General features: G+C 71.8%; 19 protein-coding genes. 13 read left to right on the forward strand and 6 right to left on the reverse strand.

Going from position 1 to position 19,111, the window contains the following annotated elements; genetic code table 11:
• Positions 1-166: 166 nt before the first annotated feature.
• Together ACIQRW_RS26240 and ACIQRW_RS26245 are read right to left on the reverse strand one after the other, a co-directional pair.
• The gene (locus ACIQRW_RS26240) at positions 167-742 is read right to left on the reverse strand and encodes a MarR family winged helix-turn-helix transcriptional regulator (protein WP_403764566.1); all 576 of its coding nucleotides are present in this window, start codon (positions 740-742) and stop codon (positions 167-169) included.
• Positions 735-1,337 carry a type 1 glutamine amidotransferase family protein gene (locus ACIQRW_RS26245; RefSeq protein WP_403764568.1) on the reverse strand — a complete coding sequence of 201 codons (603 nt, stop codon included), beginning with the start codon at positions 1,335-1,337 and terminating at the stop codon, positions 735-737. Before ACIQRW_RS26245 ends, ACIQRW_RS26240 begins: the two co-directional genes overlap by 8 nt.
• 203 nt (positions 1,338-1,540) lie before the next feature.
• Between ACIQRW_RS26245 and ACIQRW_RS26250 the strand changes: the two genes are divergently transcribed.
• The 3 genes from ACIQRW_RS26250 to ACIQRW_RS26260 all read left to right on the forward strand — a co-directional run bounded on the left by ACIQRW_RS26250 (position 1,541) and on the right by ACIQRW_RS26260 (position 4,618).
• Positions 1,541-2,923: an aspartate aminotransferase family protein gene (locus tag ACIQRW_RS26250; protein WP_403764570.1), complete on the forward strand. Its 1,383-nt coding sequence runs from the start codon at positions 1,541-1,543 to the stop codon at positions 2,921-2,923.
• 219 nt (positions 2,924-3,142) lie between these two features.
• Positions 3,143-3,907 carry a GntR family transcriptional regulator gene (locus tag ACIQRW_RS26255; protein ID WP_403764572.1) on the forward strand — a complete coding sequence of 255 codons (765 nt, stop codon included), beginning with the start codon at positions 3,143-3,145 and terminating at the stop codon, positions 3,905-3,907.
• A 60-nt stretch (positions 3,908-3,967) separates the two neighbouring features.
• Positions 3,968-4,618 carry a hypothetical protein gene (locus ACIQRW_RS26260; RefSeq protein WP_018961765.1) on the forward strand — a complete coding sequence of 217 codons (651 nt, stop codon included), beginning with the start codon at positions 3,968-3,970 and terminating at the stop codon, positions 4,616-4,618.
• Positions 4,619-4,834: 216 nt separating this feature from the next.
• Here the strand turns inward: ACIQRW_RS26260 and ACIQRW_RS26265 are convergent, their stop codons facing one another.
• Positions 4,835-5,632: an SLATT domain-containing protein gene (locus ACIQRW_RS26265; RefSeq protein ID WP_403764574.1), complete on the reverse strand. Its 798-nt coding sequence runs from the start codon at positions 5,630-5,632 to the stop codon at positions 4,835-4,837.
• A gap of 366 nt (positions 5,633-5,998) precedes the next feature.
• Between ACIQRW_RS26265 and ACIQRW_RS26270 the strand changes: the two genes are divergently transcribed.
• The 3 genes from ACIQRW_RS26270 to ACIQRW_RS26280 all read left to right on the forward strand — a co-directional run bounded on the left by ACIQRW_RS26270 (position 5,999) and on the right by ACIQRW_RS26280 (position 7,874).
• Positions 5,999-6,343, forward strand: a complete 345-nt coding sequence (locus ACIQRW_RS26270; RefSeq protein WP_079133919.1) for a YbaB/EbfC family nucleoid-associated protein — start codon at positions 5,999-6,001, stop codon at positions 6,341-6,343.
• A gap of 146 nt (positions 6,344-6,489) precedes the next feature.
• On the forward strand, positions 6,490-7,089 hold the full coding sequence (gene recR, locus ACIQRW_RS26275) for a recombination mediator RecR (RefSeq protein ID WP_018961762.1): 600 nt from the start codon (positions 6,490-6,492) through the stop codon (positions 7,087-7,089).
• A gap of 125 nt (positions 7,090-7,214) precedes the next feature.
• On the forward strand, positions 7,215-7,874 hold the full coding sequence (locus tag ACIQRW_RS26280) for a DUF5063 domain-containing protein (RefSeq protein ID WP_403764576.1): 660 nt from the start codon (positions 7,215-7,217) through the stop codon (positions 7,872-7,874).
• Positions 7,875-7,963: 89 nt separating this feature from the next.
• Here ACIQRW_RS26280 and ACIQRW_RS26285 read toward each other — a convergent pair whose 3' ends face one another.
• A complete protein-coding gene (locus tag ACIQRW_RS26285) occupies positions 7,964-8,806 on the reverse strand; it encodes an NAD(P)H-binding protein (protein ID WP_403764578.1) in 843 nt (280 codons plus the stop codon).
• Between the two features lie 180 nt (positions 8,807-8,986).
• On the opposite strand from ACIQRW_RS26285, the gene ACIQRW_RS26290 reads away from it, so the two are divergent.
• The 7 genes from ACIQRW_RS26290 (at position 8,987) to ACIQRW_RS26320 (ending at position 16,369) form a co-directional block, all read left to right on the forward strand.
• Positions 8,987-9,535: an SgcJ/EcaC family oxidoreductase gene (locus ACIQRW_RS26290; protein ID WP_403764580.1), complete on the forward strand. Its 549-nt coding sequence runs from the start codon at positions 8,987-8,989 to the stop codon at positions 9,533-9,535.
• Between the two features lie 405 nt (positions 9,536-9,940).
• Complete coding sequence (locus ACIQRW_RS26295; protein WP_403764582.1) at positions 9,941-10,930, forward strand: hypothetical protein; 990 nt, start codon at positions 9,941-9,943, stop codon at positions 10,928-10,930.
• 73 nt (positions 10,931-11,003) lie between these two features.
• Entirely contained in the window at positions 11,004-11,255 is a 252-nt protein-coding gene (locus tag ACIQRW_RS26300; protein ID WP_403764584.1) for a hypothetical protein, read from the forward strand.
• Positions 11,256-11,512: 257 nt separating this feature from the next.
• On the forward strand, positions 11,513-12,784 hold the full coding sequence (locus ACIQRW_RS26305) for an aspartate kinase (protein ID WP_215110292.1): 1,272 nt from the start codon (positions 11,513-11,515) through the stop codon (positions 12,782-12,784).
• Entirely contained in the window at positions 12,781-13,854 is a 1,074-nt protein-coding gene (locus ACIQRW_RS26310) for an aspartate-semialdehyde dehydrogenase (protein WP_403764586.1), read from the forward strand. Before ACIQRW_RS26305 ends, ACIQRW_RS26310 begins: the two co-directional genes overlap by 4 nt.
• A 272-nt stretch (positions 13,855-14,126) precedes the next feature.
• Positions 14,127-14,789 (forward strand): SigE family RNA polymerase sigma factor, encoded by a 663-nt coding sequence (locus ACIQRW_RS26315; RefSeq protein WP_075025223.1) that lies wholly within the window; start codon positions 14,127-14,129, stop codon positions 14,787-14,789.
• The gene (locus ACIQRW_RS26320) at positions 14,786-16,369 is read left to right on the forward strand and encodes a hypothetical protein (RefSeq protein ID WP_403764588.1); all 1,584 of its coding nucleotides are present in this window, start codon (positions 14,786-14,788) and stop codon (positions 16,367-16,369) included. The genes ACIQRW_RS26315 and ACIQRW_RS26320 overlap by 4 nt, the downstream gene beginning before the upstream one ends.
• Here the strand turns inward: ACIQRW_RS26320 and ACIQRW_RS26325 are convergent.
• Both ACIQRW_RS26325 and ACIQRW_RS26330 read right to left on the reverse strand, forming a co-directional pair.
• Entirely contained in the window at positions 16,339-17,178 is an 840-nt protein-coding gene (locus ACIQRW_RS26325) for an SURF1 family protein (RefSeq protein WP_403764590.1), read from the reverse strand. The two genes, ACIQRW_RS26320 and ACIQRW_RS26325, sit on opposite strands and share 31 nt — an antisense overlap.
• A 51-nt stretch (positions 17,179-17,229) precedes the next feature.
• Entirely contained in the window at positions 17,230-19,071 is a 1,842-nt protein-coding gene (locus ACIQRW_RS26330; protein WP_403764592.1) for a prolyl oligopeptidase family serine peptidase, read from the reverse strand.
• Positions 19,072-19,111 lie beyond the last annotated feature (40 nt).

Below are 19,111 nucleotides of genomic sequence, written 5' to 3' on the forward strand. Positions count from 1 at the left end.
CTCTCCAGCCCGTCCGGCGTTCGAGGATCGGGCCCGCACTCTCCAGCCCGTCCGGCGTTTGAGGACGGAACCCTTGATCGGACAGGGGCGATGCACGCAACAACGCCGGTGCCCCGGAGGAGCCAACCGCGCAAGGCGGAGGCCCGACATCGGCACGGTTCCGTCCTCAAGCGCCGGACGGGCTGGGGTTGGGCGACCCGGCACGGGGGGTCGGGCCCGACATTGGCACGGTTCCGTCCTCAAGCGCGCCGGACGGGCCGGGGCCGGGCGACTCCGCAGCGGTCAGGTTCTCCACCGCCCCCGACAACCGCTCAAGCACCCGCACCGTCTCCGCCAGCCCCTCCACCCCCAGCTCCCCCGCGAGCCTCGCGGCGAACTCCGCGTGCGGCGGGCCGATCCGGGAGACCGCCTCCCGCCCCGCCTCCGTCACCCGCAACAGCTTCGCCCGGCGATGGGCCGGATTCTCCACGTACTCCGCGAGCCCCCGCCCGACCAGCAGGTCCGCGATCCGCTGCACGCTCTGCCGGGTGATCCCCATCGCCCGGGCGATCCCCGCCACCGGCAACGGCTCCCGCAGCACCGCCCCCAGCACCTGCCACCACGCCGCCGTGAGACCGCCCGGCCGCGCCAGCTCGTCGGCCACCCCGAGGAACTGCCCGTTCAGCCGGAACACCGTCAACGCCGTCCGGCTCAACAGATCCTGCTGGGCGCGGACTTCCTCCCCGCCCGTGCCCTCACTCACCTTCCAGCACCTCGTACGCGCTCGCGTCCGAGTCGTGGAACAGCCGGTACCACGCGTCCAGCTTCTCCGGCCCGTACACCCCGAGCAGTGCGAAGACCTCCCGCGCGAACGCCACTGGCTCCGTCGGCCCGGCCGTGATCAGCCCGCCGTCCGTGACCGCGTCCGCGTCCACGTACCGCGAGCCGCCCGCGTACCCCGTCGCCGCGAGGTAGAAGGAGACGGCGCTCGTGTGCGCGCGGCCGTCCAGCAGCCCTTCCCGCGCCAGCCCGGCCGTCGCCCCGCAGATCGCCGCGACCGGGACCCCCGCGTCCAGGAAGCCCCGTGCCGCCCGCGCGAACGGGGCCAGCCCGTCGCCCGCGTCCCACGTGTCCGCACCGGTCAGGATGAGCAACGCGCTGTCCTGCGAACGCAGTTCGTCCAGCGACAGGTCGGGCTGGACGCGCAGGCCGCCCATGGTCGTCACCGGCTCCCGGGAAGGCCCCACGGTCCGGACGGTGTACCCGTTCCGTGCGAGATGGGCGGTGGTGTGCCCGGTCTCCCAGTCGGCGAAGGTGTCGTAGACGGCGAGATGCACGGTTCTGCTGTTGCTGGTCATGGTGACCTCCTCGGCTAGATGACAGAAGACTGTCATGACGACAGCATGCTGTCAATGACAAGGGATGGGCTGGTACGGGTTCCGCGGGTTCCGCGGGTTCCACCGGATCCACCGGGCCGGACCCGACACCCTGCCGACCCATCCGCCCCAGGCCGTACAAGGTGGCCATGGAGGCGGCCCTCACCAGCGCCTAGGCTCGCCGCATGACCCCTCATGCCCCTCATGCCCCGTCCGCCGACCCCGCGGCCGGTGCGGCCGTGAAGGCCGCGGACCGCGCGCACGTGTTCCACTCCTGGTCCGCCCAGGGCCTCATCGACCCGCTCGCCGTCGCCGGCGCCGAGGGGTCCTACTTCTGGGACTACGACGGCAACCGCTACCTCGACTTCACCAGCGGGCTCGTCTACACCAACATCGGCTACCAGCACCCCACCGTGATCGCCGCGATCCAGGAGCAGGCGGGCAAGCTCGCCACCTTCGCGCCCGCGTTCGCGATCGAGGCACGCTCCGAGGCCGCACGCCTCATCGCCGAGCGCACCCCGGGCGACCTGGACAAGATCTTCTTCACCAACGGCGGGGCCGAGGCCGTCGAGAACGCCATCCGTATGGCCCGGCTGCACACCGGCCGCACGAAGGTGCTCTCCGCCTACCGCTCGTACCACGGGGCCACCTCCACCGCGATCAACCTCACCGGGGACCCGCGGCGCTGGCCCTCCGACAACGGCTCGGCGGGCGTCGTCCGCTTCTGGGCCCCGTTCCTCTACCGCTCCCCGTTCCACGCGGCGAACGAGGCCGAGGAGTGCGCACGCGCCCTCCAGCACCTGGAGGACACCCTCGCCTTCGAGGGCCCGGCCACCATCGCCGCGATCATCCTGGAGACCATCCCGGGCACGGCGGGCATCATGACCCCGCCGCCGGGCTATCTGGCGGGCGTCCGCGAGATCTGCGACCGGTACGGGATCGTCTTCGTGCTCGACGAGGTGATGGCCGGATTCGGCCGCGCGGGCGCCTGGTTCGCCGCCGACCACTTCGACGTCGTGCCGGACCTGCTGACCTTCGCCAAGGGCGTCAACTCCGGTTACGTACCGCTGGGCGGCGTCGCCATCAACGCCGAGATCGCCGCGACCTTCGAGACCCGCCCCTACCCCGGCGGCCTCACCTACTCCGGGCACCCGCTGGCCTGCGCCGCCGCCGTCGCCACCATCGGCGTGATGGAGGACGAGAAGGTCGTCGAGCACGCGGCCCGGATCGGCGAGACCGTCCTCGGCCCCGGCCTGCGCGAACTCGCCGAACGCCACCCCTCGGTGGGCGAGGTGCGCGGCCTCGGCGCGTTCTGGGCGCTGGACCTGGTCCGCGACCGGGAGACCCGTGAGCCGCTCGTCCCGTACAACGCCTCGGGCGAGGCCAACGCCCCCATGGCGGCCTTCGGCGCGGCGGCGAAGAAGCAAGGGCTGTGGCCGTTCATCAACATGAACCGGACCCATGCCGTCCCCGCCTGCAACGTCTCCGAGGCCGAGGCCAAGGAAGGACTCGCGGCCCTGGACGTCGCTCTCTCCGTCGCCGACACGTACACGGTGCAGGGCGCGTAACGGCGCCCCGGCCCGCACGCCGGGTAACCGGACTGCTCAATTCCGTACGTGATCGACCCTGTGCGCATCCCCGCCGTGCCCGGAATCGGGCACGGCGGCGGCCCTGGCTTAAGGTGACCCGAACCAGAAATGACCCCCGCCGGAAACGGCCGACGCCGGAAACGGTCGGCGAACGGGGATCGGGGACGGACAGGGACAGACGGACGGATGGGGGCCGGTATGAGTCCGAGCGGAGGTGTGACGCGCAACACCCTGCGCCAGCAGATCGCCGACGCGCTGCGTGACGAGGTGCTGGCAGGGCGTCTTCCGCCGGGCCGGGAGTTCACCGTCAAGCAGATCGCCGAGCAGTACGGGGTCTCCGCGACGCCCGTCCGTGAGGCGCTCTTCGACCTCTCCGCACAGGGGCTCCTCGCCTCCGACCAGCACCGCGGCTTCCAGGTGCGCGAGTTCACCGTCGCCGACTACCGCGCGATGGCCGAGGCCCGCGCCCTCGTCGTCGAGGGCCTCTTCCGCAACCCCGCCGAGCGGGTCGCGGTCCGGCCCGAGGGGCTCGCCTCGATCCGCCGCCGGGCGGCGGAGGCGGTCCGCGCGGCGAAGGGCGGCGACCTCGACGTGCTGATCGGGTACGACCTGCGGTTCTGGCGGGAGCTGGGGCAGTTCGTCCTCAACCCGTACATCGCCGACTTCCTCACCCGGCTCCGCGTCCAGGCCTGGGTGTTCGCCGTGCACCGGCTGCGCCGCGACGGCATGGACGAGGACGTGCTGTGGTTCGGTCACGAGGAACTGGTCGAGGCCATCGCCCGGGGCGACCACGAGCAGGTCCACGCCGCCATGTACTCCTACTACGCGCACGCGCTCGCCTGGGCGGACCGGCTGGAGGCGCGGGCCGCCGGGGCAGACGCCCCCGGCCCGCCGGACCCTCCGGAGTCCGGGGAGTCCGGGGAGTCCGTGGAGTCCCCGGAGACCCCGGGGCACTGTGCGTGAGGTTCGCCCCGCATTACGCTGTCCCGACGATCGCCCGAACCCGTTGGAGAGCGAGAATTCGTGGCCTGTGACCTGTGGCTGGTCCCCCTCGTCGATGTGCTGTGCCACAGCGCCGACAATCCGTTCGCCGAAGAGATCGCCGTCTACGACAAGGCGCTGAACGACGCCGGGCTGCCGCCCGTCCCCGTCTACGCGTACATGCCGGGCCTCAACGGGGAAGTCGCCCCCGTGGCCGGCTTCGACTACGACGCCCTGCACTTCCTGCGCCGCGCCTACCTGCTCCAGTTGAGCGGCCTGGCCGTCACGCCCGTCGCGGGTCTCGACGGCGACTACGAGCAGCTCCTCGAAATGTTCGAGCAGGCTGCGCAGCAGTCGCATCTGGTGTGGCACTACGACCACGCCGGGGCGTACGTCCCGGTGGACTTCCCGGCCCCACTGTCCGACGACGCGCTCCTGGCGGGCGGCGGACCGCTGGGCTCCGCGCACGGGCTGCTGCGCGAGCTGGAGTTCGTCGCCCCGTCCATCGGCATCGACCCGGCCAACCCGCCGGCCGCCCCGCAACCGCCCTCCGGCCCCACGGCCCTGGAGGAGCCGGCGGACCCGATCCCCTACGACGACAGCCCGTTCGCCCGGGAACGCCACGTCTGGCTCGGCCTCCACGCGGCGGCGACCCGCAGCCTGGCCCAGGGCTCAATGATCATCTTCAGCTAGGACGACACCCAGCCCATCCGCTTCCCTTCGCGGACCGGCGTGCCGCATTCAAGCCCGTCCGGCTCAGTTCGCGGACCGGGGTGCCGCATTCACACCCGTCCGGCTCCGTCGCGGACCGGGGCGCCAAAATCAAGCCCGTCCGGCGATTGAGGACCGGGGGTCCGGGGGCAGCGCCCCCGAAGCCTCACCCGGACCCCGCCCCCGGCCCCGGACTCCTCACCGCGGCGGCGACTCCGGCGGCCGCTGCCGCGGCATGTTCGGCCGCGCCGCCACCGACGGCATCGAGAACCGCCCCGGCGCCGCCGACTCACCGCGCCCCCCCGCGCTCCCCGTCGCCAGGGCCTGCGTGCCCATCGGCGCGGGCCCCGCCCGGAACTCCACCATCCAGTCCGCCGTCTCCGACCGCACCAGCTCGGTGACGTCCTCGGAGAACCTCCGCAGCACCCCCAGGCACCGCTCGGCCGCCTCGCTGGCCGTGCCCTCGGTAGGCCCGAGCATCTCCCGTACGCACTCCGAGGCCCAGTCGAACTGGAGCACCTGGAGCCGCCGCTGCACTGCCTGGGCCGTGGCGAGGTTCCTTATCCACCCGGAGGTGAGACCGAAGTACCGGTCGCCGGCCATGCAGGCGGCCCCCACCAGCAGGGACAGATAGCCCCAGCCCGCCGAGCCGCTCAGGGCGCCGGTCATGTCGAGCAGCGGCAGGGCGGCCCCGGCGACCACCCCGGCGGCGGTACCCATCCGCAGGGCCCTGGCGGCCCGGCGCTTCCAGACCCGGTCGTTGAGATACCAGTCGGCGGTGTCCAGCGCGCCGGTCTCGACCCAGCGGTAGAGCTCGTCGAGCCGCTCGGCCGGCTCGCCCCAGTCGCCGAGGGGGAACGGGCGCCCGGTCAGATCGCGCCCGGCGGGGCGTCCCCTGCCCGGACCGGAAGCGGAATGCTCAACTCCGTTTTCACCGGATCCCGCATCGGACTCCTTGCGGGGCGGCCCCTCGGGCTGCATCTCCGGCTGACTCACCGGGGCACTCCTCTGCACTCTGACGGACGGGACGGACGCGTAGGGCTTCCCGGAACGGACCCGACCGGCCCGGAGAGGGCGGGGCGGTCCGCGCGACCGACGACCCCCGCGGGGTAACTCTGCGTCACCGCACATGCACGCTCGTGTGTCGATGTGCATGCCCTTCCTACCGCCGAATGGTGGGCCGTGGGGTCGAAATCGCGGGATTCCCGCCTGCGCACGGGCGCTGGTCAGGTATAGGAGCACTCACGCCGGTTCCTGAATCTCACCCGAAAGAGTTGGTCCCTGGCGGGTGGAGCGCGGTGACCGGGGAGCACGTAGGCTCGGCTTACCGAAACATTTGTCGTCGAAATGCCAGGAGTGACCGTGATTCCCGGTGGTGGCCAGCCCAATATGCAGCAGTTGCTCCAGCAGGCCCAGAAGATGCAGCAGGATCTCGCAGCGGCCCAGGAGGAACTGGCCAGGACCGAGGTGGACGGACAGGCGGGCGGCGGTCTCGTGAAGGCCACCGTGACCGGCTCCGGCGAGCTCCGTGCCCTGGTGATCGACCCGAAGGCGGTGGACCCTGAGGACACCGAGACGCTCGCCGACCTCGTCGTCGCGGCCGTCCAGGCGGCCAACGAGAACGCGCAGACGCTCCAGCAGGAGAAGCTCGGCCCGCTGGCCCAGGGCCTGGGTGGCGGGGGCGGCATCCCCGGCCTGCCGTTCTGACCGGACCGGACCGACCGGGCCGACCGTTCTGACCGGTCCGGTCAGAACGGATGGAGCCAGGCCCCAGGCCCCAGGGCCCACGAGGCCTACTGGTACCGACCCGTACCCACTACGGTACGGAGCAGGAAGCAAAGAAAGGCGTTCCGTTGTACGAAGGCGTTGTTCAGGACCTCATCGACGAACTGGGCAGGCTGCCCGGCGTCGGTCCCAAGAGCGCGCAGCGGATCGCCTTCCACATCCTCCAGGCCGAGCCCACGGACGTACGACGGCTCGCGCACTCCCTCCTGGAGGTCAAGGACAAGGTCCGGTTCTGCGAGGTGTGCGGCAATGTCGCGCAGCAGGAGCAGTGCGGGATCTGCCGGGACGCGCGCCGCGACCGGAGCGTCATCTGTGTGGTCGAGGAGCCCAAGGACGTCGTGGCGATCGAGCGGACGCGTGAGTTCCGGGGCCGCTACCACGTCCTGGGCGGGGCGATCAGCCCCATCGAGGGCGTCGGCCCGGACGACCTGCGCATCCGCGAGCTGCTGGCGCGGCTCGCGGACGGCTCCATTACGGAGCTGATCCTCGCGACCGACCCCAATCTGGAGGGCGAGGCCACCGCGACGTACCTGGCGCGGATGGTCAAGCCGATGGGTCTCAGAGTGACCCGGCTGGCCAGCGGCCTGCCGGTCGGCGGCGACCTTGAGTACGCCGACGAGGTCACCCTGGGCCGCGCCTTCGAGGGGAGGCGGCTGCTGGATGTCTGACACCACCGCCGTACGCCCCCGTCACGTACCGCAGTCCGCTCTGCCGTCCGCTTCGTCGTCCGCTTCCTCGTCCGCTTCCTCGTCCGCTTCACCGTCTGTGACCGCGCCCACGGGAGGTCCCCTCGATGTCTGACGCCACGCTGAACTCCGTCACGCAGGACCCGGGCGACTTCGCCGTCCAGATCGCGGACCAGATCAAGACGTTCATCGTCGCGGTCACCGAGGTGTCCAAGGTCGACGAGCCGGAACAGGCCGTCCCGGTCCTGCTCCTCCAGGTCTCGCAACTCCTGCTCGCGGGCGGCCGCCTCGGCGCGTACGAGGACGTCCTGCCCGACGAGAGGTACGAACCGGACCTCGGCCCCGAGCCGGACGCGGACGGCCTGCGCGAGCGGTTCGCCGCGCTGCTGGAGCCGATCGACGTCTACTCCGAGGTCTTCGACCCGTACGAGCCCCGCAAGGCCCCGGTGCCGCACCGGATCTCCGACGACCTGGCCGACCTGGTCACCGACCTCGGCCACGGCCTCGCGCACTACGACGCCGAGCGCACCGCCGAGGCGCTGTGGTGGTGGCAGTTCTCGTACTTCTCCAACTGGGGCTCCACCGCCTCCGCCACCCTCCGCGCCCTCCAGTCCCTGGTCGCCCACATCCGCCTCGGCCAGCCCCTGGAGGAGCTGGACGGCCTGGACACCGACCAGGACCCGGGCGAGGAGGACCTCGCGGAGGAGGCGGGCCGCGTGATGCTGGAGGAGATCGCGGGGCCGCTGGGCCTGCGCCCGGTGAAGTAGCCGGAGCCGGCGGGCCACCGGAACGCGCGGGGGTCACCTGAACGCACGGGGGTCACCTGAACGCACGGGGGCACCGGAACACGCGGGGGTCACCTGAACGCGTCGGCGTTCTCCTCGGCCCAGCGGCGGTAGGAGCGGGCGGGCGAGCCGGTGACCCGGGCCACGGTGTCGTGCACGGCCAACAGCGCGTCGTTGACGTCGCCGCCCATCAGGTCGAGGACGCTGTCCGCGACCTCGGCCCCCATCATCGCGGCCATCGGCGGGTACGCCTCCTCCCGGGTGACCCCGACGCAGGCCACCTCCCGGCCCAGCACCCGCCCCAGCTCACCGGCCTGCTGTCGCGGGCTGATCCGCTTCGGCCCGGTGAGCGGGTAGGTCCGCCCCCGGTGACCCGGCCCGGTCAGCGCCGCACGAGCCACCGCCGCGATGTCGGCGGGGTGGACGGTCGGCAGCCCGACGTCCGCGTACGGCACGCGCACCACGGATTCGTCACGCACGGACCGCGCCCACCAGAGGGTGTTGGAGGCGAACTGCGTCGGCCGCAGGACGGTCCACTCCATTCCGCTCTCCCGCAGCCGGCGTTCGACGGCGAGATTCGCCCGCGCCGGGCCTAGGTGCGGATGGGTCACGACGGTGATGGAGGAGACCAGTACCACGTGCTCCACCCCCGCGTCCCGGGCGGCGTCGAGCACTCCGGCGTCGTCGCCGACGCCCGGGATCAGGAACAGCGAACCCACCCCGCCCAGTGCCGACTTCAGCGACTCCGGCCGCTCCAGGTCGCCTTCCGTCACCTCGACCCCGTCGGGCACCGCGGCTCCGGCCCGCGCCGCGTCCCGGGTCAGCGCCCGGACGCCGGTCCCGTGCCCGTCCACGTGCAGCTGACGCAGCAGTTCCCTGCCGATGTTCCCGGTCGCACCGGCCACCAAAATCATCGCTGAGCGCTCCTCTGCCCGGTCATGGACTGTTCGACGACGGGAACGCTAGGACCTCAATCAACCTTGAGGTCAAGCCGGTTGGGCGGGAACGCCATCGCTTGACCTCAACCGTGCTTGAGGGCCGAGGCTCCTGGGGAACGGCCGACACGAGGGCCGCGCCCCGCAAGGAGATTCCGCATGAGCGCCAAGGCCACCGCCTCCACACCCACCGCCACCACGCCCACCGCCACCACGCCCACCGTCATCGGAGTGCCCGCCCCGCAGGAGGACGTGGACGCCATCGTCGCGTTCGTCGCCGGCGTGCAGCACGCCCAGCAGAACGCGCTGCCCGAAGCCTTCCTCGACGGCTTCCGCGAGGACGCCATCTGGACCACGGCCCACGGCAAGCGGCTGACCGGCCTCCCGGAGATCAGCGCCTTCACCCGCAAGGTGCTGCCCCCGCAGGCGGACTCCCCGGTGACCGCCACGTACACGGTCGACCTGATCCTCTTCGTCCGCCCCGACATCGCCGCCGTCAAGATCCGCCAGCGCCCGGCCACCCGGGACGGTGCGTTCCTGGACGAGATCTTCCACGGTCAGGAGGACCCCTCCGCGCTCGTGGCCGCCCACCCGGAGGCGGTCCCCGGTACCCCGACCTACTTCCTGGCGAAGGACGACGGGGTCTGGCGTATCGCGGCCGCGCAGAACACCCAGGTCTTCGACGTGGAGACGCTGACCGCGAGCTGAACCGGTCAGGGTCCGATCCCGCAATCCCGCAATCCCGCAAACCCGCAGGTCCGCCCGAGGCTCAAGCACCGAGCCGCGAGCACCGGGCTTCGAGCTCTCTCTGTAGGAATGGGTGGTTGGGTTCAACCCACCCACCCTCCCTCCCCACTCCCTGACCAGGTTCCGAACCGCACTGCGAACTGCGCGAATTCGACCAGAGGTGACGTTTGGTGACCAGGTTGCGCCGGAGCGTACGCGCGCTCTAGGTTCGCGATGAGCAACCCACTATCCGTAAAACGGACAACCCCGGTGGTGCTACCAACACCGACCGGGGTCTGACCGTAAGAGATCGAAGCCCCTAGAAAGGCGATCCCCATGGCTACCGCCAACCTTAGTGCCGCCCTGCGCGCACCCGCCGCCCACCCCATGGCGAAAGCCGGGTACGGAAAGCGTCACGCCCCCGACCAGGCCCCGCCCCGCGCCGACGATTTCGCGGGTCTGGAGCCGCGTGAGGCGGCCATCGCCGGGTACATCGACCGGCTCCCCGAAGGCGCGGCGATCGGCTACAAGGTGCTCGCCGAGGAGCTGCCGGACTACGGGCAGCAGGCGTGCCGCAGCTCGCTCGACCTGCTGACCCGGACCGGACACCTGCGGCGCGTCAAGGTCCAGGTCACCCTGCCCGACGGCCAGATGCGCTGGGTGACGCGTACGTACTTCTCCCGGACCGCCCGCGACGCCGACTGGTGGGCCGCCCATGTGCGGTTCGTCCGGGGCCTGGACGCGCCCGGCCAGCCTCCGGCACCCGCTGCCGCTGGTCAGCCCTCGGCCCCCACTGCCGCTGGTCAGCCCTCGGCCCCCGCTGCCGTGGAGACGGCCGAGGAGCCCCAGCCCGGCGTCCGCGCGCCGCGCTCGGAGGCGTACGCCGTCCTCGCCGGGCTCGGCCGCCGCGAGCCCCGGCTCCAGCTCTCCGAGGGCGACTGTGTGGAGCTGGAACACCTGGTCGGGGAGTGGCTGGCGCGCGGCGTCGGCCGCGAACAGATCACCCAGGCCCTGACCTCGGGCCTGCCGGCGTCCGTGCACTCCGCCGGACCCCTCCTCCGTAAACGACTGGAGACCAAGATGCCGCCGAGCCCCGCCCCCCGGCCGGAGAAGGACCACCCGAGCGAGCAGATCGTGGGCATGGTGATGATGTGCCTCTTCTGCGACGAGGACGAGACGACGACCACGCTGGACCACGGCGTCTGCCGCGACTGCCGAGCCGAGATCGCCCGCGACGAGGCGGCCGGCCTGACCGGCGACGTACCGGACACCTTCCTGGCCCGCCCGCGCGCCGAGGTCGACGTCGCCGCCCGCATGGCCGAACTCCGCTCGGCCACTGTCCGCCCGGTCCTCCCGGCCCCGAGGTCGCGCCGATGAGCGGGTGCGTGACGGGTGGGCCCGAGATGTCCGTGGAGGCGTTCGAGGAGCTGTCCTGTCGCGCGCCGGAGCTGTGCGTCTGGAGTTCATCGGCGGGAAGGTGCGGACGAAGCCTCCGGCTGACGGAACGCACGGGCAGATCGTGGTGCGGCTGATGAAGCGGTGCCTGGAGCGCCGGCCGGACCTGTGGCTCTACCCGACCTGTGGCCTCGCGACCGGGACGGACCGCTCCGCCACCACCCGGCCCTTCGGCGCGGTCGTCGAGCTGCCCGGGCCGGTCGGCTTCGCGCTCGAAACCGAGAAGCTCAAGGAGTACGCCGACTGAAGGCGTACGCCGACTGACCCTCCCGGCTCGCCCGCCCGCGACGGATCGTGTGGGCTGGGGCGTGCCCGATCGTGTGGGCTGGGACACAAACGGGAGTGCTCCCGGGCTGGGCGGGCAACAGCCCCGTACGAGCGGTTCGGTGCGACACGCCGTACCGGGTGGTGAGCGGGACATCTCACCATCCGATATGAGCGGGTCTATTCCGGACCGCTCGTTAAACTGAGCCGACCGCAGTAATGACTGAGCGAGGAGCGCACGTGGGCCTTGTCGTGCAGAAGTACGGAGGCTCCTCCGTAGCCGATGCCGAGGGCATCAAGCGGGTCGCCAAGCGAGTCGTCGACGCCAAGAAGAACGGCAACCAGGTGGTTGTCGTGGTGTCCGCGATGGGCGACACGACGGACGAGTTGATAGACCTCGCCGAGCAGGTGTCTCCGATGCCTACCGGCCGTGAATTCGACATGCTGCTGACCGCCGGCGAGCGGATCTCCATGGCCCTGCTGGCGATGGCGATCAAAAACCTGGGCCACGAGGCCCAGTCGTTCACGGGCAGCCAGGCCGGTGTCATCACCGACTCGGTCCACAACAAAGCGCGCATCATCGACGTCACGCCGGGCCGCATCCGGACCTCGATCGACGAGGGCAACATCGCCATCGTCGCCGGGTTCCAGGGCGTGAGCCAGGAGGGCAAGAACATCACGACCCTCGGCCGCGGCGGGTCGGACACGACCGCCGTCGCGCTGGCCGCCGCGCTGGACGCCGAGGTCTGTGAGATCTACACCGACGTCGACGGCGTCTTCACCGCGGACCCCCGGGTCGTGAAGAAGGCGAAGAAGATCGACTGGATCTCCTTCGAGGACATGCTGGAGCTGGCCGCGTCCGGCTCCAAGGTGCTGCTGCACCGCTGCGTCGAGTACGCACGCCGTTACAACATCCCGATCCACGTCCGCTCGTCCTTCTCCGGACTGCGCGGCACCTGGGTCAGCAACGAGCCGCAAGGGGACCAGCAGGTGGAGCACGCGATCATCTCCGGAGTCGCCCATGACGTCTCGGAGGCCAAGGTCACCGTCGTCGGCGTCCCGGACAAGCCCGGCGAGGCGGCCGCGATCTTCCGCGCCATCGCGAACGCCGAGGTCAACATCGACATGGTGGTGCAGAACGTCTCCGCCGCGTCGACCGGCCTGACGGACATCTCCTTCACCCTGCCCAAGGCCGAGGGCCGCAAGGCCATCGACGCCCTGGAGCGGACCAGGAGCTCCATCGGCTTCGACTCGCTCCGCTACGACGACCAGATCGCGAAGATCTCCCTGGTCGGCGCCGGTATGAAGACCAACCCGGGCGTCACGGCCGGATTCTTCGAGGCGCTGGCCGACGCGGGCGTGAACATCGAGCTGATCTCGACATCCGAGATCCGTATCTCGGTGGTCACCCGCGCCGATGACGTCAACGAGGCCGTGCGCGCCGTGCACACCGCCTTCGGTCTCGACAGCGACTCCGACGAGGCCGTCGTCTACGGAGGCACCGGCCGATGACCGGACACCGCCCTTCGCTCGCGGTCGTCGGCGCGACCGGGGCGATCGGCGGTGTCATGCTCCGGATCCTCTCGCAGCACGCGGACGTCTGGGGCGAGGTCAGACTCGTCTCCTCACCGCGCTCGGCCGGCCGCAAGCTGGTCGTGCGCGGTGAGGAGAGCGAGGTTTTCGCGCTCGCCGAGGACGTGTTCGACGGCATCGACGTGGCCCTCTTCCTGGTGCCGGACGAGGTGTCCGCCCGCTGGGCCCCGATCGCCGCCGCCAAGGGTGTCGTCGTCATCGACGACTCGGCCGCCTTCCGGCTCGACGACGACGTGCCGCTGGTCGTCCCGGAGATCAACCCCCATGCCGCCCGGCTCCGGCCGCGCGGCATCGTCGCGTCCCCGAACTGCACCACGCTGTCGCTGATCGTCGCGATCGGCGCGCTGCACGCCGAATTCGGACTGCGCGAGCTGATTGTCTCCTCCTACCAGGCCGTCAGCGGCGCGGGTCGGGACGGCGTCGCAGCCCTGCGTGAGCAGCTGGCGCTGGTGGCCGGCACGGAGCTGGGCACCCAGCCCGGGGACGTACGCCGGGCCCTGGGGGACAGCGCGGAGGCGGCGGGGAGCCCGTTCGCCGCACCCGTCGCCCTGAACGTCGTGCCCTGGGCGGGTACGGACGCCGGCGACGGCTGGTCCTCCGAGGAGATGGCCATCCGCGAGGAGTGCCGCAAGGTGCTGGGCCTGCCGGATCTGAAGACCACCGCGACCTGTGTGTACGTCCCCGTGATCGCCACGCACTCGATGTCCGTCCACGCCCGCTTCGAGAACGAGGTCGCCGTGGGCAAGGCGCACGAGATCCTGGCGACCGCCCCCGGCGTGGTCCTCTTCGACAGCCCGGCGGCCGGAGATTTCCCCACTCCGTCCGATGTGGTGGGCACCGACCCCACCTGGGTGGGCCGCGTCCGGCGTTCGATGGACGACCCGCATGCCCTGGAAATGTTCCTTTGCGGTGACAATCTCCGAAAAGGTGCGGCTTTGAACGTGGCGCAGATCGCCGAATCGGTCGCCGCCGAATTTCCCCGGGCATGATCGAACCTGTTTTGTAGGATCTGTGAACGCCCTATGAGCAATTTGCTGGTCTGAACCTCTTGAGCTGGGACGTTGTCGTATCCGACGATGATCTCCCGGCCATCTGCAACCGCATCTTGGTCGGGCTGCGTCTATGCGGTCACTTCTTGCGTGGCCAGACGCTATGACGGGGCATTTGGGGAAGAGCAGGTACGTATGAGGGCATGTCGCACAGCGTCGAACGTGACGCCGTACGCGTACAACCCTGACGGGGGGCAGCGTGTCCAACAGGCGTGGCAGAGGTTCTCGACATCACAGTGGTGGGCCCGTTGCGAGGCGCGTCGGTGCGTCCGCTCCGGCGGCCCCGTGCGCCCGGCGGTATGCCGGTGATCGCGCCCATGCCCGCCGCGCGCCCGGCACAGTTGCCCTCGCAGCGCGGGGATGCTGAAGAGACGGTGGCAGCGGGAACCACGGTCGACCATCTCACCGAGACCTATCGCGCCCATTACCGCTCCCTGCTCGGCCTCGCGGCCCTGCTGCTGGACGACACCGCGTCCTGCGAGGACGTCGTGCAGGAGGCGTTCATCCGCGTGCACTCCGCGCGGAACCGGGTCCGCGAACCGGAGAAGACCCTCGCCTATCTCCGGCAGACGGTCGTCAACCTCTCGCGCTCCGCACTGCGCCGTCGCATCCTCGGGCTGAAGCTGCTCTCCAAGCCGATGCCGGACATGGCGAGCGCGGAGGAGGGCGCCTACGACCAGCTGGAGCGGGACGCGCTGATCAAGGCCATGAAGGGGCTGCAACGACGCCAGCGCGAGGTGCTGGTGCTGCGCTACTTCGCGGACATGACGGAGGCCCAGGTCGCCGAGACGCTGGGTGTCTCGCTGGGCTCGGTCAAGGCGTACGGTTCCCGGGGTATCGCGGCGCTGCGCGTCGTGATGGAGGCCCAGGCATGAGCGGGCCCGAGCAGCGCGACGAGCACAGGCACGAGAATGACCCGACGGGAAACGGAATTGTGAACCACGGGCCGGAGAAGACTCCGCACACCGATCCGGACCGCCCGCACGACGGGAGCACGGCGCCCGAGCCGGGCGAGACCCCGGAACCGGCGCCACCCGCGCGGGTGGACAACGAGGCCGCCGAGGACCCCGACGAGCAGGACCCGGGGGCGGCGGAAGCCGCGGCGGACGCGGGGGATGCGGCGGATACGGAGACCGCGGCGGACGCGGGTACGGAGCCCTCCGCGGGCGCCGACCCCGCCGTCGGCGGTACGAGCCAGATCCCCGTCGGCGGTACGAGCGAGACCTCCGTCGGCGTAACGAGCGAGACCTCCGTCGGCGGTACGAGCAAGAGCCCCGCCGCCCGTACGAGCGAGAGCCCCGCCGACCGCACGAGCGAGACCCCCGACGACCGTACGAGCCAGATCCCCGCCTCCGCCTCCGGCAAGGCATCCGGGGCGCCGGACGACGACGACGACCTCGTCGGCACGCTGACCGACCTCTTCGCCCGTGACCGGGGCGCCCCCGCCTCCGAAGAGCTGGACGAGGTGGTTCTGCGCCGCATGCTGCACGGTGCGGTGCGGGAGCTGGCCCCCTCCGAGGGGACCCTCGACCACCTACACCGAGCCGTCCCCGCCCGCCGGGCCAGGCGACGGCAGGCCGTCGTCGGGGCGGCCGCGGCGGCCCTGCTGATCGGCACCGCCGTCCCCGCCTTCGTCCACGTCGCGACCTCGGACGGCCCGTCCAACGCCCGCCCCGCCATCGCCGGACACGGCGAGCAGGCCCAGGGCGGCAACGGGGACGAGACCGGCCCCGAGGCGCCCGGCCGGCGGACCGTGGAGCCCACCGAACGGGAGAGCGAGGGCAGTGCGGGCGAGGCCGACCCGGACCCCAGCCCCACCGAGGGCGAGGGCAGTGACCCCGACGGCACGGCGACGGGCGAGACGACCGACTCCCCGAGCGCGGATTTCGCCTCCCTGCCGGTCTGCGACCCGAGCCAGCTCGGCGTCGCGTCAGCGGGCACCGACGCGCCGGGGGCCGACGGCACGGTCTACGGCAGCTTCAAGATCGCCAACGTGTCCGGCACGGACTGTACGGTCAGCAGCAACGGCACGGTGGGCTTCACCGCCATGGGCGCGGCCGACCCGCTCAAGATCGGCGTGGTCCAGCACTCCGCGGGCGACGCGGCCCCCGGGCTGCCCGACCCCTCGCAGGAGCCGGGCACGGTGCTGTTGAAGCCGGCCATGGCGTACGAGGTGCGGTTCGCCTGGGTGCCGACCGACACCTGTCCGGCCGTGGGTCCGTCACCGAGCCCGACCCCGTCGGCGGACGGGGCCGGAGGATCGGTCGGCGAGGGGGGCACCGATCAGCCCTCGGGCGTCGACCCACAGGCGCTGAACGAGGACGGCGGGGGCGCGGCGGAGGGCAGCGTCGCCGTGACGCACACCCCGGAGACGGGAGCGCCCACCGCGGAGACGAAGATCCCCAACGCCTGCTCGGGCACCATCTACCGCACGGGCGTGCTCGCCACGTCGTAGTCCGGAGCCGCCGAGTCCTCCGTAGCCGCGGCGGGGTCCTCCGGTACGAGGCCGAGCGCGATGTCGCGCACGGCCTCGGCCTCGCGGCGCACCAGCCGGAACCACATGAAGAGCACGAAGCCGGCGAAGACGAACCACTCGCCCGTGTAGCCCAGGTTCTGGAAGGCCTTCAGATCGAGGCCGCTGCCCTCGGGGGCCGCCGCGGGCACCGGCTTCATCGCACCGCCCGTACCGCCCGCCTCGGCCTCGGGAAGCGTCACCCAGGCGTCGTACACGTCGTACGGCACGAGGTTCACCAGGGTCGCGGCGCTGATCATGCCGACCTGGCCCCCGGGCAGCCCGCCCCGGACGTCCACGCCCTTGCTGCGGGCGTTCTCGGAGGCCTGGAGGTCGCCGGTCACCGTGACCTCGCCCTCCGGCGCGGCGGGCACCCGGGCGCCGCTCGCGGACCCGGGCAGCCAGCCCCGTACCACCGGCAGGGCCTTGCCGCTGTCCGTACGCAGGAGGTTCAGGACGTAGAAGCCCCGGCGGTCGTCCAGCTCGCGGCCGGGCACCAGGAACTGATCGGCGTACGTGCCGGTGGCGACGGCCGGCCGACCGGACGTCACCTTGTCGACGGGCAGCAGCTCGTCCAGGGGTTTCGCGGCCCGGGTGCTGGGATCGGGCTGCTTCTCCGCCTGTTCGTGCGACTGCACGCGGTCCTCGAAGCGGCCGAGCTGCCACATGCCCATGAACACGCAGAACGGGATGGCCAGCACGACGAAGAGGTTGATCCCCCACCATCGCGGGGTCAGCAGGAACCGGTACACCCCTCAAAGGTACGGTTCCCCGCCCCGGACTCCCGGAGCGGGGTCCGTGATTTATTCGGCCTTTACGCCCGCCTCCGGGGCCGGGGAGGCGAGGACCGGGCCTCCTCCCAGGTGCTTGAGGGCGAACTCCAACTCCAGCCGCACCTGCTTGATCCGCTCCTCCACCACCAGCGAGCCGTGCCCGGCGTCGTACCGGTACACCTCGTGGACCGCGCCGCGCGCCGCCAGCCGGTCCACGTAGTTCTCCACCTGACGGATGGGGCAGCGCGGATCGTTGACGCCCGCCGAGATGTAGAGGGGGGCGCGCACCGCGTCGACGTACGTCAGCGGGGACGAGGCCTCGAAGCGCTCGGGGACCTCCTCCGGCGTGCCGCCCAGCAGCGTGCGGTCCATCGCCTTCAGGGCCTCCATCTCGTCGTGGTACGCCGTGACGTAGTCCGCGACCGGCACCGCCGCCAGGCCCAGCGTCCAGGAGTCGGGCTGGGTGCCGAGCCCGAGCAGCGTCAGATAGCCGCCCCAGGACCCGCCCGCCAGGACCAGGCGCTCCGGGTCCGCGAGCCCCGACGTCACCGCCCACTCCCGTACGGCCGCGATGTCCTCCAGTTCGATCAGGCCGACCCGGTGCTTCAGCGCGTCCGTCCAGGCGCGGCCGTAGCCGGTGGAGCCCCGGTAGTTGACCCGGACGACCGCGAAGCCGTGGTCCACCCAGGCGGCGGGGCCGGAGGCGAAGGCGTCGCTGTCGTGCCAGGTCGGCCCGCCGTGGATCTCGAAGATCGTGGGGAAGGGGCCGTCGCCGGTGGCGGGCTTCTGCACGAGGGCGTGGATCCGGCCGCCGGGCCCCTCCACCCAGGCGTCCTCGACGGGCACCGACGTCGGGGCCTTCGCGCCCGGCGGGTCCAGGACCACCGCGCCGCTCGTCGACCGCACCACGGGCGGCCGCTCGGCCGAGGACCACAGATACTCCACCGTGCCGTCCGGGCGGGCCGTGGCGCCCGACACGGTGCCCGCGGGGGTCTCCACGCGCACGGGAGCCGGGGTCCCGGGCTCGTACCGCCACAGCTCGCTGCGGGCCTCGAAGCCGTGCTCGATGAGCAGCGCGGAGCCGTCCGGATACCACTCGGCCCCCACGTCGCCCGGCAGGTCGACCGGCAGCGCGGTCTCCGTGCCCGCGACCGGGTCCCAGATCATCGGCTCCCAGCGGCCCCGGCGCTGATGTCCGACGAGGAGCCGGGTGTCACCGGCCACCGGGGCGAAGCCCAGTACGGCGAGGCCCAGTTCCTTCGTGCCGCCCTCGGTGTCGTCCAGCTCGGCCACCGTGGAGCCGTCGGGGCGCACCACGCGCAGCGCCGAGTGCATCGCGTCGCCGTGCTCGGTGTGCTCCAGCGCGATCAGGGTCCCGTCGTGGGAGAGGTCCCCGACCCCCGCGGACTCCCGGTGCCGGTAGATCTCCACGGGTTCGCCGCCCGGCGTCCGCACCAGATGGATCGTCGTGCCGTCCTCGTCGGTCGAGCGGCCGATCACCGCCGAACCGTCCCGCCCGATGGCCAGGCCCGCCGGGTAGGAGGGCGCGAGGCCAGGGGCGGCCGGCTCGTCCTCCCCGCCGTCGAACGGCTGGCGCATCCACACCCCGAACTCGTCGCCGTCGGTGTCGCTGAACCACCAGACGGTTTCGCCGTCCGGCGTCAGCACGCCGTCCGTCGTGCCGTTCGGCCGGTCCGTGACCTGGCGCTGCCGCCCGCTCGCCCGGTCCCACGCGTACAGCTCGTAGGTCCCGGTGGCGTTGGAGACGAACAGCGCACGGTCGGGGGCGTCCTCGGCCCAGTCGGGCAGGGAGACGCGAGGCGCACGGAACCGCATCTCCCAGTCGGGCACAGCTGCTGCATCAGTGGTCATACCTCCATCCAACCCGATCCGGGGGCCGGGCCCGTAACGG

It is taken from the genome of Streptomyces sp. NPDC091287, assembly GCF_044768525.1.
GTDB lineage: Bacteria > Actinomycetota > Actinomycetes > Streptomycetales > Streptomycetaceae > Streptomyces.

Bases quoted from the DNA above. Each gene is read 5' to 3' on its own strand.
- ACIQRW_RS26245 (WP_403764568.1), bottom strand. From the start codon at position 1,337: ATGACCAGCAACAGCAGAACCGTGCATCTCGCCGTCTACGACACCTTC.
- ACIQRW_RS26250 (WP_403764570.1), top strand. From the start codon at position 1,541: ATGACCCCTCATGCCCCTCATGCCCCGTCCGCCGACCCCGCGGCCGGT.
- ACIQRW_RS26255 (WP_403764572.1), top strand. From the start codon at position 3,143: ATGAGTCCGAGCGGAGGTGTGACGCGCAACACCCTGCGCCAGCAGATC.
- ACIQRW_RS26280 (WP_403764576.1), top strand. From the start codon at position 7,215: ATGTCTGACGCCACGCTGAACTCCGTCACGCAGGACCCGGGCGACTTC.
- ACIQRW_RS26285 (WP_403764578.1), bottom strand. From the start codon at position 8,806: ATGATTTTGGTGGCCGGTGCGACCGGGAACATCGGCAGGGAACTGCTG.
- ACIQRW_RS26290 (WP_403764580.1), top strand. From the start codon at position 8,987: ATGAGCGCCAAGGCCACCGCCTCCACACCCACCGCCACCACGCCCACC.
- ACIQRW_RS26295 (WP_403764582.1), top strand. From the start codon at position 9,941: ATGGCGAAAGCCGGGTACGGAAAGCGTCACGCCCCCGACCAGGCCCCG.
- ACIQRW_RS26310 (WP_403764586.1), top strand. From the start codon at position 12,781: ATGACCGGACACCGCCCTTCGCTCGCGGTCGTCGGCGCGACCGGGGCG.
- ACIQRW_RS26320 (WP_403764588.1), top strand. From the start codon at position 14,786: ATGAGCGGGCCCGAGCAGCGCGACGAGCACAGGCACGAGAATGACCCG.
- ACIQRW_RS26330 (WP_403764592.1), bottom strand. From the start codon at position 19,071: ATGACCACTGATGCAGCAGCTGTGCCCGACTGGGAGATGCGGTTCCGT.